Below are 14,011 nucleotides of genomic sequence, written 5' to 3'. Positions count from 1 at the left end.
TTGCCCAATCAATCTTGGGTCTGCGCGTATTTAATGCTATTGTGAGCGCCACTGCAACAGAAAGGTATCCTGTTCGTGAGCTTTGATCTAAGTGTTATTCCTCATAAAAACATTGTTTTAGCTGTTACTGGCGGAATTGCTGCCTATAAAAGTGCTATCTTAGTCCGCCGCCTCAAAGATTATGGCTTTGACGTGCGAGTGGTGATGACACATGGTGCTCAGGCATTTATTACACCACTAACTTTTCAGGCTCTTTCTGGTAATCCTGTTCATACTGAACTTCTAGACCCTGCGGCTGAAGCGGGTATGGGACATATTGAATTAGCACGTTGGGCTGATTTATTACTAGTCGCACCTGCAAGCTGTGACACATTGGCTAAATTTGCGAATGGTTTGGCAGATGACTTGCTCAGTACAGTTTTTTTGGCAACAAAATCTCCTGTCTGGGTAGCTCCGGCGATGAACCAGCAAATGTGGGCTGCTAAAGCTACACAACGTAATTTGCAAACCTTGGTCGAAGATGGCGTGCATGTGATCATGCCGGATGCGGGTGAGCAGGCTTGTGGTGATGTTGGCTTAGGCCGTATGCCTGAGCCAGAAGAAATTGCTCGCCAAGTCGCTGGCTATTTCCATCAAGCTCAACGTGCCATCGCTGAGAAATTTGGGCTGTTGGCAGGTAAGCGAGTAGTTATTACTGCTGGGCCAACACGTGAAGCGATTGACCCTGTCCGTTATATCTCAAACCATAGTACTGGAAAAATGGGCTTTGCTTTAGCCGCTGCTTGTTATGCTGCTGGCGCGCAAGTGACTCTGATTGCGGGACCTGTAAGTTTAGATACGCCTAATGGTGTTCAACGTGTAAATGTTGCCTCAGCACGACAAATGCTCGATGTCAGTATGAGTTCACTAGAAACAGGCTGCGATATTTTTATTGCGACTGCGGCAGTTGCAGACTATCGCGTAGCAGAAGTTGCTGAGCATAAAATTAAAAAAGCAGGGGATGAGTTGAATGTTTCCCTTGTCAAAAATCCGGATATTGTGGCAACAATCGCAGGTCAGGAAAAACGTCCATTTATGGTGGGCTTTGCAGCCGAAACGCAAAATGTTGAAGAATATGCGGCAGGTAAACTTGTTGCTAAAAAATTAGACATGATTGCGTGTAACGATGTATCACGTGCTGATATTGGGTTTGCTTCTGATGAGAATGCGATGACAGTTTTCTTTGCTGAAAGCTATCACATGAAAAAGCGTGAGTTGGAGAAAGCATCTAAACAGGAAATTTCTCAACAATTGGTTGAAGCTATTTCAGATGCATTACGCCGTAAATAATTTTTGAATCAAATAAAAAAACCGCGAATGAATCGCGGTTTTTTTTATTTGTCTTGTTTTAGACAGCTTAAGGAATTTCATCCTCAAATTCAGGCTTAACCTGAACAATGAAGTCTTGACGGTTAAGACCACGCCATAATGCAAATGCAGTACCGATATAAATCGAAGAATAAGTACCGACAAATACACCAACAAACATTGCCACAGAGAACCAGTGTAGACCATCACCACCTAAGAACATCATAGCTAGAACAACCAGCAATAAAGTCATTGATGTATGAATGGTACGACGTAAAGTCTCAGTTAACGCAATATCGACGATTTCACGAGGAGTCGCACCGCGAATTTTACGGAAATTTTCACGAATACGGTCTGACACTACAATGTTATCGTTAAGCGAGAAACCAATAACAGCAAGTACCGCAGCTAACACTGTAAGGTCAAATGGCCATTGGAATAATGCAAAAGCACCAATAATAATGATGATGTCGTGGAATAAAGACATTACGGCACCCATCGCGAGTTTAAACTCAAAGCGAATGGTTACGTAGATCAACATTAAGATAAGTGCAAGTGCAACGGCACCAGCAGAACGGACATAGAGTTCATTACCAACTTGACCACCAACAGAGTCCACTTTATGAACTTCGGCAGCATTATTTGGTAACTGCACTGCTTTAGTAATCGCATTACTAAGGTCTTCAACCTTAACTTCTTGTACTGGCATACGCACAAGTAAGTCTTTATTACTACCTAAGGTTTGTACTACAGCATCTTTAAAACCAGCTTTATCGAGTGCCTGAATAACTTCAGACTGATTGGCTGGTTGAGCATAGTTAAGCTCAGCTGAAACACCACCTGTAAAGTCCAAACCGAGGTTAAGACCTTTAGTCGCAATAAAGAAAATACTTGCCAAAGTAATAAGGATCGAGAAGATCGCCGCAGGTTTGGCAATCTTCATGAACGGGATGATTTTTGCATCATCCGGACGACCATATTGTTTTGAATCTTGTTGAGTCACTTTAGTCATCATCGATCTCCTTAAATGCTCAACTTTTTCAAATTACGACGTTTGCCATAAATGATTTGTACGATTGCACGAGTTACTGTAATTGCAGTAAACATCGAACAAATAATACCGATCATTAATGTCACGGCGAAACCTTTGATTGGGCCTGTACCAATTGCAAACAGAATGAATGCAACGAGGAACGTGGTTAAGTTCGAGTCAAAAATGGTGTTATAGGCTCGATCATAACCGGCCACAATGGCCTGTTTGGGTGAGGCCCCCCAGAGCATTTCTTCTCGGATACGCTCACATATCAATACGTTCGCATCGACCGCCATACCAATGGTAATAACGATACCGGCAATACCCGGTAAGGTGAGGGAAGCTCCAATCCATGACATCACAGTTAAAATCATTGCCAAGTTAAACACAAGAGCAAAGTTCGCGATTAAACCGAATACGCGGAAGAAAACCACCATCCAGATTGCAACGAGCAAGAAGCCGATTTGAGTAGACAATACACCTTTATCAATGTTTTCTTGACCAAGGCTTGGACCTACTACACGCTCTTCAACAAAGTACATTGGCGCAGCCAAAGCACCAGCACGAAGCATTAATGCAAGTTCAGATGCTTCTTGAGGAGAACTTAAACCGGTAATACGGAAAGTCGAACCTAAAACAGCTTGAACTGTTGCTGCATTAATGACTACAGACTCAGTATATGGCGTACGAACTTCTGTTTGTGCACCAGTTTTTGGATCTGTGACATAGTTAATTTTTTGCTTGTTCTCGATGAACAATACCGCCATGCGTTTACCAACTGCATTACGGGTTGCATCGGACATTAGCTTACCGCCAGCGCTGTCGAGCGTGATATTTACTTCGGCACCGCCAGAGTCCTGACTAAAGCCAGAGCTTGCATTTTGAACACGCTCACCAGTCAAGATTCGGTTACGTTGCAACAAGAGTTGACGACCACTATCTAAAGACTCATAAGCAAAAACTTCTGTGCCCGGAGGTAAAGGTTGACCATTATATTTACCCGTATATGGATCGATATATTGATCATTTAAGTCAGAAACTAAACGGAATTCGAGGTTCGCAGTACGCCCTAAAACACGTTTAGCTTCAGCTGTATCTTGTACACCTGGTAATTCAACAACAATACGGTTGCTACCCTGACTTTGTACCAATGCTTCTGCAACACCAAGTTCGTTAATACGATTACGTAATGTTGTTAAGTTCTGATTTACCGCATATGACTGAATTTCTTGGCGACGTACATCAGTATAAGTAAGCTTTAAAGTAGAACCTGTAGAGCTTGCTAATGCCTGTTGGGTATATTCATTCCCATTACGACGTAAAAAATCCATTGCTGCATCACGGTCAGCATTGTCAGCAAATTGAACAGTGATCACATTATTTGTTAATGCAAGACTGTTAAATTTGATCTTGTTTTCACGGAACTGACGACGCAAATCGGTGGCAGAGGTTTCCATACGTTGGGCAACGGCTTTGTCCATATCTACTTCAAGCAAGAAGTGGACACCACCACGTAAGTCCAAACCAAGTTTCATTGGTTTTGCCCCAATCTTTTGCAGCCATTCCGGTGTGGTTGGTGCAAGGTTTAGGGCGACAACATATTCATCACCTAAGTCACGACGTAATACTTCTTTTGCCTTTAACTGTGCTTCAGATGAACTGACACGCAATAGGGCAGCATTATTTGTAAAAGTATTGTCATGGCTCGCAATATTTGCTGTTTTTAAAATTTGCTCTGCTTTTTTCACCACACTTTGATCAATTTGGGTACCAGCTTTGGCACCGGAAATTTGAACAGCGGGCTCATCCGGATATAGACTCGGCAGTGCGTATAATGTACTGATTACCAGAACAACCAGAATCAGTAAATATTTCCATGCAGGGTAACGCATTCGCTTTCTTCTTAAATGAAAAAGCCGTGCTAAAGCACGACTGTTTTATGATTAAAGGTTATTTAGAGTGCCTTCAGGTAATACTGAAATTACGCTGGCACGCTGAATTTTTACTTCTACACCACGGCTAAGTTCAACAACTGCATAGTCACCTTCAATTTTGGTTACTTTGCCCATTAAACCACCAGCAAAAACAACTTCACTACCCACACCTAAGCTCTCGATCAAAGAACGGTGTTCTTTAGCACGTTTTGCTTGAGGGCGCCAAATTAAGAAATAAAAGATTGCAACGAATACGACAATCATCAAGATGTTTGGCAAAATACCATTAGTTGGGCCAGCTGCCGGTGCTGCATGAGCAGCAGAAATTAAAAAGCTCATTTTGATTTCCTAAAGTTAAAAATATGAGTCAGATAACTGACATAATCCTAATTCGTTTTGCAATTTACCTTGTCTTGAGGTTGAGCGCAAATCTGGCTTATTCATCAACCGGACATGGTGGAACTTCTAAACCACGACGGGCATAAAAGTCCTGAACAAATTCATCAAATGTGCCATTGTCTAATGCATCACGCATACCTTCAGTCAAACGTTGGTAATAACGTAAGTTATGAATAGTACCGAGCATAGATGCCAACATTTCTCCACATTTTTCAAGGTGGAATAGATAAGCGCGGGTAAAGTTTTTACAAGTGTAGCAATCGCAATGTGGATCGAGTGGACTCTGGTCATGGCGATATTTGCTATTACGAATACGTACCAGACCATCAGTGACAAAATAATGACCGTTTCGAGCATTACGAGTCGGCATTACGCAGTCAAACATATCGACACCGCGGCGCACCGCTTCAACGATATCTTCTGGTTTACCAACGCCCATCAAATAACGAGGTTTGTCATGTGGCATTTTATTTGGTAGATAATCTAAAACTTTGATCATCTCTTCTTTAGGTTCACCTACAGATAAACCTCCAATTGCGTAACCGTCAAAGCCGATTTCTAAAAGGCCATTTAAAGACTCATCGCGTAAGTCTTCATACATGCCACCTTGAATAATGCCAAATAACGCATTGTGATTTTTGAGCTCATCATGGTGATGAGTTTTACAACGTTTTGCCCAGCGCAAAGAAAGTTGCAATGATTTTTGAGCTTCTTCATGTGTCGCAGGGTAAGGCGTACACTCATCAAAAATCATGACGATGTCAGAGTTCAAGACCTGCTGAATTTCCATAGAAATTTCAGGTGATAAAAATACTTTTGAACCATCAATCGGTGAGCGGAAGGTAACACCTTCCTCTTTGATTTTGCGCATTGCGCCAAGACTAAAAACCTGGAAACCGCCAGAGTCAGTCAAAATTGGCTTATTCCATTTAATAAAGTCATGCAAACCACCGTGTTCTTTAATCACTTCAAGACCCGGACGCAAATATAAATGGAACGTATTTCCTAAAATAATTTGTGCCTGAATGTCTTCGATGTCACGAGGTAACATGCCTTTGACTGTGCCGTAAGTCCCCACTGGCATAAAAACAGGTGTTTCAACAACACCATGTTCTAAAGTTAAACGACCACGACGGGCGCGCCCCGACTGACCTAATTTTTCAAACTTCATCTAAAAATCCTGAACACGAGCAGAGGCGAAGAAACAGTTCGCTGCTAAAAAGAGGGCTATTTTCCTTGATTCTGCGACGTAGTTCTACTACTAAATGTAGCCGTTATATAAAAAGGTGGGGGAAACTAAGGATAGATTTTATGACATAGATATTTTAATGAAGGAAATATCTAGAATTTAGGCTTTTAAAAAATTATAAACGGTTTGGCAAAGCTAATCGATATTGCTAAATATTTACATCCTTTAATAGAGGATGTGTATAGATGATTAACAATATCGATCAGAATTTTAATTTTTAAACTTCTAATTTATCAATCAGCATTGCATCGCCATAGCTAAAGAAACGATAGCGGCTTTTAACTGCATGTTCGTAGGCAGCCAAAATGTTGTCTCTATTTGATAGCGCTGATACCAACATGAGCAGGGTAGACTCTGGTAAATGGAAGTTAGTAATTAAACGGTCTACGATGCAGAACTCGTAACCTGGATAGATAAAGATTTGTGTGTCGCCAGTCCAAGCTGCAATTTTACCGCCATGAGCTTGAGCTGCACTTTCTAAAGCACGTGTCGCGGTTGTACCAATGGCAATCACTTTATTGCCGCGTGCTTTAGTCGCCAAAATTAAATCAATAGTTTCTTGAGGAACATCACACCATTCACTGTGCATGACATGATTGGTAATGTCATCAGTACGAACAGGCATAAATGTGCCAGCACCGACGTGTAAAGTCACAAAAGATTTTTGAACATTTTTTTGCTCTAACTTTGCTAGTAACTCTTCGTCAAAGTGCAAACTCGCAGTAGGAGCGGCAACACTGGCAATTTTTTCGGGATTATGGAAAACCGTTTGATAGCGTTCAGTGTCAATTTCTTCTGCTTCACGGTTAAAGTAAGGTGGAATAGGTAACTGGCCATATTGCTCAAGAACAGGCAAGATCGGCTGTGAAAACTCAACCACAAATAAATTTTCGTGACGGCCACGTACAATCACAGGAATATTATCTGCACCGACGAAAAGCTCTGCACCTGCTTTAGGTGAGTTGCTAGATTTGATATGACAATACGCCGTGGTGTGATTCAGCATACGCTCAACCAAAATCTCAATAGCACCGCCTGTAGAGCGTTTTCCTTTAAGTCGAGCTTTCATGACCTTGGTGTCATTAAGCACCAACAAATCACCCTCTTCGAACAGATCGATAATGTCTGTGAACATGTGATCGTGATATTGACCCTTTGAATCTAGGTGCAATAACCGTGAAGCACTACGTGATGCAAGTGGGTAACGGGCAATAAGTTCATCAGGTAATTCAAAGGAAAAGTCAGACAGTTGCATATTTGAGAAAAAACACCACAAAAATTGGGCCTAGTATAAACTTTTTCGCTTTTTTATGGCTGTGCTTCTGACCTAAATCATGAAAAATGTTTAAATGATCTAAAAGTGAACGATAATATTCACTTAGGGTTTGACAAGTTTTACAAACGCGCTAATATACGCAACACAAACATACTTCCTCTCCCGAGGTGGTGAAATTGGTAGACGCGGCGGACTCAAAATCCGCTGTCAGAGATGACGTGTCGGTTCGAGTCCGACCCTCGGGACCATATTCAGAATCGTAAGATTCTACGAAAACCCCTAAACTAACGGTTTAGGGGTTTTTTGTTGGGTATAAAAAAGTGGATAGAGCTTAAGAAATTATTATTTGATCCCGAGGGTCGGACTCGAATTTCTAGCTATAAATTTAGAGCTTATAAAAAATCTTTCATTTTTTAAGCTTAAGAAGTTCTTCTTTAAATACCAAACATCTTTGATAAAAGCGAAACTGAGCAAGAATCTAAACTCTTATTCAACTAATATTTTTGACCATCTTTTAATAATATTATGAACTCGCATTTCTAACATCTTACAACTGTCTACCTTCAAATATTTGTTGTATTTTCCTCAAGCATACCCACTTTATGTATCTGAAAATCTTTAATTGAAACTTCACATTTCTATTTTGAAAAGAACGTTGCTCTTTTAATGTACTGTGTTAAAGTTTGTAGTAGATCATAATGATTATAAGTACATTTATTGAGAGCGGTTCCGACCAAAAACGACATAATCTGTGAGGCGGGCAATGACATTCCAACGTTTAGAACTAAATCAGGTTGAGCAGTTAAGTGCTTGTAGGATATCTCTGTTGCTTGGATTAAATGCCGAGCAGAACTACATCGAACAATTTTTCCGGTTTAGTCTTCGTCTTTTGAATTGTAAAAAAGCCTTATTGACTTTTAATCAGGAACCTTACTTTTGGCACCGTTGCCCTGAAGGCATGACGGCAATCTCGTTTAAACCATCAAAGCATTTAAAACAGTGCTTCGCCAAACAACAGGTCATTAATCACTTACATCCTTCATATCAAAATTTAATCAACTATTTAAAAGAATTAAATATTGAGTGCAGCAGGGCACTGGCCGTGCATCTTTTACACCCTGATAAAACCTCGATGGGCTTTGCTGTCTTTTTTGATGACGATGCTGCAACGTTTGAAGATGATGATATTCAATTGTTGCTCGATTATTGTTCTACTTTTATGCAGCAAGTTGAGTTGAAGTTTAACTATGAAGAGTTAAACGAACTCTATGAACAACAGGTAGCGATTAATTCGAGTAAGACGAAATTCTTTTCGATTATCTCACATGACTTACGGGCACCGTTTCATGGATTGCTTGGATTTTCTGAGGTACTCGCCAAAGAGCGAGAAACTTTAGATGAATCGAGTATTCAAAATATTGCAGATTATTTATATGACACCTCACAATCGACCTATAACTTGCTTGAAAGTTTGCTGACATGGGCGATGGCCGAGGGAGGGCGTTTTGTCTATCACCCGATTAACTTTAAACTTAGACAAGTCAGCAATATCGTTTGCGATGTACTGCATACATTAGCTTTAAAGAAAAATATTGAACTGGTTAATGGTGTTCCAGATGATTTAAACATCTACGCCGATATCAATATGATGACCTCTGTAATTCAGAACTTGGTGTCAAATGCGTTGAAATTTACCGACGTTGATGGATCAGGCAAAGTCTTTATTGAAGCTCAACAAGCGGATACAAATGTAGAAATTACTGTTCGAGACACAGGTCTGGGCATGACCGAGCAACAAATAGCAAATTTATTCCATCCACGTATTACCGCTAGTTTTAAAGGCACTGCAGGTGAAAAAGGTGCCGGCTTAGGTTTGAGTCTTTGCAAGCGTTTTGTCGAGATTAATCAGGGGCAAATTACTGTTAGCTCCAAAGAAGGGGTAGGAACGACATTTAAGGTTCTATTACCTTCAGCTCAAGAAAGTCATGAGGTACATACCGAACATTATTCTTCATCAGAAGCAAAATTAGTCTAATCCCTTTTCCTAACACTACTCGAACTGCTATAACTAAAAACAGAGTACGAGGAAAAGAGCTTTTTATATGAATGCGGAGCAGTTACAAAAAACATTGCGTGCCAGTCAGTATGCAGAACAAGTTTTAGGTTTGCATCAAGCTGTTTTAGAACAAGATTATCAAATAGATCAATTTACTGCACCGCTCTCGACCGAACAGATTTACCAATTTGTACAGACCACGCTAGATGGGATTGGTGATGAAACGCTTTGGATGCGCGGAATGCGCATTTTACGTAGCCGTTTAATGTTCCGCTGGATTTGGCAGGATGCCAATCAACTGACCGATGTGGTCACACTCACTCGCGAACTTTCTGATTTTGCAGATGCTAGTATCTGTGCTGCAAAAGATTTTGCGCGTGTCGCACTTGTGGCGAAACATGGGGAACCGATAAGTTACTCTGGTAAAGTTCAAGATTTAATTGTGGTTGCCATGGGTAAACTTGGTGCTCAAGAGCTTAACTTGTCGAGTGATATCGATTTGATTTTTGCCTTTGATGAGCAAGGTGAAACCAATGGCCGCAAATGTATTGATGTACAGCAGTTTTGTATTTTGTGGGGACAAAAACTCATTTATTTACTTGAGCACATTACTGCCGATGGTTTTGTGTTTCGAGTCGACATGCGCTTGCGCCCTTGGGGGGATGGCTCGGCATTAGCGATTAGTCATGCCGCTTTAGAAAAATATTTAAGTCAGCATGGTCGTGAATGGGAACGTTATGCGTGGATTAAAGCCCGTGTAGTGACTGGAGGTAAAGAAGGGCAGGATTTGTTAGAAATGACACGTCCTTTTGTGTTCCGCCGTTATGTCGATTACACCGCTTTTGCTGCTATGCGTGACATGAAAGCCATGATTGAGCGTGAAGTGTTACGTCGTCATATTGAGGATGATATTAAACTTGGGGCGGGTGGTATTCGCGAAATTGAGTTTATTGTTCAGGTCTTTCAGCTTATTTACGGCGGTTCTAAACGTGAGTTACAAGACCGTCAATGTTTAGTCAGTCTTGAGCACATTGGGGAAGCTGGCTTATTAGAAAAACAAGCTGTATTAGAGCTTGAAGATGCTTACCTATTCTTACGCCGTGTTGAACATGCAATTCAAGCTCTAAACGATCAACAAACCCAATTATTACCAGAAGAATTGGACTTAAGACAACGCATTATAGATACCTTAGGTTTTACGAGCTGGAATGAGTTTCTCTGTGTTCTTAATGAAAAACGTCAAAAGGTAAAAGTTCAATTTAAGCAACTGATTGAAGATACCAGCTCTAATGCCGCAACTGAAAATTTTGGGCAGTTAGAGCAGCAATTAGATGAAGTGCTGGATGACAATGCGAAAAATCTGATTCATGAGTTTTGGCATGGTCATGCACTTAAAAAACTTCCTTCAAATGCTGTGCAGCGTTTAAAAACATTTTGGCCTCATTTAATTGAAGCGATCTTACAGTCTGAACAACCTCAAACTGCATTGTTGCGTTTAATGCCACTGATTGAATCAGTCATGCGTCGAACCGTGTATTTGGTGATGCTGATTGAAAGTAAGGGCGCATTGCAGCGCTTAGTGAAAATGGCGACGGTGAGCCCGTGGATTTGTGAAGAGTTAACGCAATATCCAGTACTGCTGGATGAGTTCTTATCGATGGATTTCGAGTTGCCAAAGCGTAAGGACTTAGAAGACTCATTACGTCAGCAGTTACTTCGTATTGAGATTGATCAGGTTGAAGACCAAATGCGAGCACTTCGCCTGTTTAAAAAGAGCAATGTGTTAACTGTTGCTGCAAGTGATGTGTTAGCTGAAAGTCCATTAATGAAAGTCTCTGATGCATTGACTGATATTGCTGAAGTCAGTGTAAACGCAACTCTCCATTTAGCTTATCAGACCGTGGCGAAGCGTCATGGTTACCCATGTGATGTTGATGGAAAACGCTGCTCTCTAGACTACAAAGCTTTTGCTGTCATTGGTTATGGCAAAGTGGGTGGTATTGAGCTGGGCTATGGTTCTGACTTAGACCTTGTCTTTATTCATTATCTAGATGAGCAAGCTGATACGGATGGAACCAAGTCAATTAGTGGCTTTGAATTTGCTATGCGTGTTGCTCAAAAGTTTATGTCTTTGATGACTACGCAAACGCTAGATGGTCGTGTCTATGAAATTGATACACGCTTAAGACCTTCAGGTGAAGCAGGTTTATTGGTGACAAGTCTGAAAGCCTATGAACACTATCAGTTGAAAAGTGCATGGCTTTGGGAGCATCAGGCATTAGTACGTGCCCGCTCTATTGCAGGTGATGAGGTGCTTTGCCAGAAATTTGAAATATTTCGACGCGAGATATTGACTCAATCTAGAGATGAGGCTTATGTTCGTGAGGAAGTGTTGAAAATGCGTCAGAAAATGAAAGACCACCTAGGTTCGTCTTCTGAACAAAAAAAACATGGTATTTTTCATTTAAAACAGGACGCAGGTGGTATCGTCGATATCGAATTTATGGCACAGTATGCTGTACTTGCATGGAGCGGGACGAAACCCGATCTCGCCCATTATTCTGATAATGTAAGAATATTAGAAGATGCTGCTAAAGCAGACTGCTTATCCAGTGAAGATGCCACAGCATTAATTCGAGCCTATCTTAGTGAACGTGCCGAAAGCCACCGCTTAGCCCTTGCAAATCAATCCATGCAAGTCAGCGCAGCGGACTGGCGTAGTACCCGTGCGGTCGTTTGCAATTTATGGCAAAGATTAATAGACCCAACCGCTTCGGTTGAGTTGGATAGTGAATGATTTTATAACAATTTGGAGTGTTCCATGAATTTGGCTGATCGTGATGGTTTTATTTGGCAAGATGGAAAATTAATTGATTGGCGTGATGCAAAGATTCACGTTTTAACCCATACATTACACTACAGTATGGGCGTATTTGAGGGTGTTCGTGCTTATGAAACGCCTAAAGGTACAGCGATTTTCCGTCTTCAAGACCACACAAAACGTTTGTTAAATTCAGCAAAAATTTATCAAATGAAAGTGCCTTATGATCAAGCAACGCTTGAACAAGCACAAATCGATGTTGTTCGTGAAAATAAATTAGCTTCTTGCTATTTACGTCCACTCATCTGGATCGGTTCAGAGAAACTAGGTATTGCAGCAACAAATAACACGATTCATGCTGCTGTTGCTGCGTGGGCGTGGGGTGCATATCTTGGTGATGAAGCGATGGCGAAAGGTATTCGCGTAAAAACTTCATCATTTACTCACCATCATCCAAACGTGACGATGTGTAAAGCAAAAGCATCTGGTAACTACACATTGTCAATTCTTGCTCATCAAGAAGTTGCACATTCTGGTTACGACGAAGCAATGTTAATGGACCCACAAGGTTATGTGTGCCAAGGTTCTGGTGAAAACGTATTCTTAATTAAAGATGGCGTTTTGCACACTCCAGATATCGCTGGTGGTGCGCTTGATGGTATTACACGTCAAACTGTGATGACAATCGCTAGAGATCTTGGTTACCAAGTTGTTGAGCGCCGTATTACACGTGACGAATTTTATATCGCAGACGAAGCATTCTTCACAGGTACTGCTGCTGAAGTAACACCAATTCGTGAATACGATGACCGTCCAATCGGTTCGGGTACTCGTGGCCCAATTACCACTGAAATCCAAAAAACTTACTTTGATGCGGTTCAAGGTAGAAATCCGAAATATGAACACTGGTTAACTTACGTAAAATAAGTTAATCCGTTAACATAAAAAGGCGAACTTCGGTTTCGCCTTTTTTATTTTTTGGCTTAGGGAGCTTCTATGCATATTGTCTATGTGTCTGATGGTAAGGCAGGGCACCGCTCACAAGCATTAGGCTTGTTTCAGGCAATGCAAAGACAACAGCCAGAAACAACTTTTGAAGAGGTCCTAATTTCTGATTTACCTATTATTTCTTTAATTCAGGCACTTTTCTCTTCAAAAAAATCCTTATTTAAACAAGTGCCTGACTTTGTATTTGGCGTGGGAAGTCACACTCATTTTCGTGTTTGGTTACTCGGTAGAATTTTCAAAAAGGCCAAAACGATTATTTTAATGAAGCCAAGTTTACCTATTGGTTGCTTTGATTATGCTGTTATTCCAGAACATGACGGTATTCACGCCGATAACCATGTGATTGTCACGCGTGGTGCATTAAATCCTATCCGTAATGAAAATCGCCATCAAACCGCGAGAGTTTTAATCGCTTTAGGTGGTTCATCTAAACGACATCAATGGAACCAAAATAAAGTATTAACCAGTGTTCAAAAAATTGTTGAGAATAATCCAGACGCTGAAATTATTCTGACCACTTCACGTCGAACCCCAGCAGAGTTTGTCGATATTTTAAGGCAACAAAGTTTTGCCCAGCATTTACACATATTTCCAGTTGATCAAACACCCCAAGGCTGGATTTTCGAAGAAATGCAAAAAGCAGAAGCAGTTTGGGTGACAGAAGACAGCGTCTCTATGATTTTTGAGGCGCTTACCGCGGGTTGTCGAGTCGGGGTGATGGCAATGGACCGTTTGAAAGACGACCGGATTACGCACTCAGTTGACCAAATGTTAGAATCAAAATTAATCTCACAGCAGACTTATGTTGTACAGTTACCACAACCTTATGCTTTTAAAGAAGCAGACCGTGTGGCAACATATCTTTTAGCAAAATAATGAGTTTGAGAT

At 41.0% G+C, this 14,011-nt stretch carries 10 protein-coding genes and 1 tRNA gene; 6 read left to right on the top strand and 5 right to left on the bottom strand.

The genetic code is table 11. From position 1 onward, the window contains the following. Nucleotides 1–75: 75 nt before the first annotated feature. Entirely contained in the window at nt 76–1,329 is a 1,254-nt protein-coding gene (coaBC, locus tag J536_RS08505; RefSeq protein WP_002116235.1) for a bifunctional phosphopantothenoylcysteine decarboxylase/phosphopantothenate--cysteine ligase CoaBC, read from the top strand. Nucleotides 1,330–1,396: 67 nt separating this feature from the next. Here coaBC and secF read toward each other — a convergent pair whose 3' ends face one another. The 5 genes from secF to queA form a co-directional block, all read right to left on the bottom strand. After that, nucleotides 1,397–2,362 (bottom strand): protein translocase subunit SecF, encoded by a 966-nt coding sequence (gene secF, locus J536_RS08500; RefSeq protein ID WP_005804728.1) that lies wholly within the window; start codon nt 2,360–2,362, stop codon nt 1,397–1,399. Nucleotides 2,363–2,370: 8 nt separating this feature from the next. Next, entirely contained in the window at nt 2,371–4,272 is a 1,902-nt protein-coding gene (gene secD / locus J536_RS08495; protein WP_002116237.1) for a protein translocase subunit SecD, read from the bottom strand. Nucleotides 4,273–4,323: 51 nt separating this feature from the next. Beyond that, on the bottom strand, nt 4,324–4,653 hold the full coding sequence (yajC, locus tag J536_RS08490) for a preprotein translocase subunit YajC (protein ID WP_002116168.1): 330 nt from the start codon (nt 4,651–4,653) through the stop codon (nt 4,324–4,326). Between the two features lie 97 nt (nt 4,654–4,750). Then, a complete protein-coding gene (gene tgt / locus J536_RS08485; protein ID WP_002116306.1) occupies nt 4,751–5,884 on the bottom strand; it encodes a tRNA guanosine(34) transglycosylase Tgt in 1,134 nt (377 codons plus the stop codon). 295 nt (nt 5,885–6,179) lie between these two features. Next, the gene (gene queA, locus J536_RS08480; RefSeq protein ID WP_032062602.1) at nt 6,180–7,217 is read right to left on the bottom strand and encodes a tRNA preQ1(34) S-adenosylmethionine ribosyltransferase-isomerase QueA; all 1,038 of its coding nucleotides are present in this window, start codon (nt 7,215–7,217) and stop codon (nt 6,180–6,182) included. A 182-nt stretch (nt 7,218–7,399) separates the two neighbouring features. On the opposite strand from queA, the gene J536_RS08475 reads away from it, so the two are divergent. From J536_RS08475 to J536_RS08455, 5 genes are all read left to right on the top strand, one after another. Beyond that, nucleotides 7,400–7,486 (top strand) — tRNA-Leu (locus J536_RS08475). Nucleotides 7,487–8,001: 515 nt separating this feature from the next. Then, nucleotides 8,002–9,273: a sensor histidine kinase gene (locus J536_RS08470; protein ID WP_032062601.1), complete on the top strand. Its 1,272-nt coding sequence runs from the start codon at nt 8,002–8,004 to the stop codon at nt 9,271–9,273. A 67-nt stretch (nt 9,274–9,340) separates the two neighbouring features. Then, nucleotides 9,341–12,091 carry a bifunctional [glutamate--ammonia ligase]-adenylyl-L-tyrosine phosphorylase/[glutamate--ammonia-ligase] adenylyltransferase gene (glnE, locus tag J536_RS08465; protein ID WP_032062599.1) on the top strand — a complete coding sequence of 917 codons (2,751 nt, stop codon included), beginning with the start codon at nt 9,341–9,343 and terminating at the stop codon, nt 12,089–12,091. Between the two features lie 24 nt (nt 12,092–12,115). Further along, nucleotides 12,116–13,042: a branched-chain amino acid transaminase gene (locus J536_RS08460; RefSeq protein ID WP_004705670.1), complete on the top strand. Its 927-nt coding sequence runs from the start codon at nt 12,116–12,118 to the stop codon at nt 13,040–13,042. 69 nt (nt 13,043–13,111) lie between these two features. Continuing rightward, nucleotides 13,112–13,999, top strand: coding sequence for a mitochondrial fission ELM1 family protein (locus tag J536_RS08455; RefSeq protein ID WP_032056718.1), 888 nt, complete (start codon nt 13,112–13,114; stop codon nt 13,997–13,999). Nucleotides 14,000–14,011 lie beyond the last annotated feature (12 nt).

It is taken from the genome of Acinetobacter sp. 809848 (assembly GCF_000581275.1).
Taxonomy (GTDB): domain Bacteria; phylum Pseudomonadota; class Gammaproteobacteria; order Pseudomonadales; family Moraxellaceae; genus Acinetobacter; species Acinetobacter pittii.
Note: the sequence above shows the minus strand (reverse complement) of the source record. Positions and strands in the feature narration are given on the sequence as shown.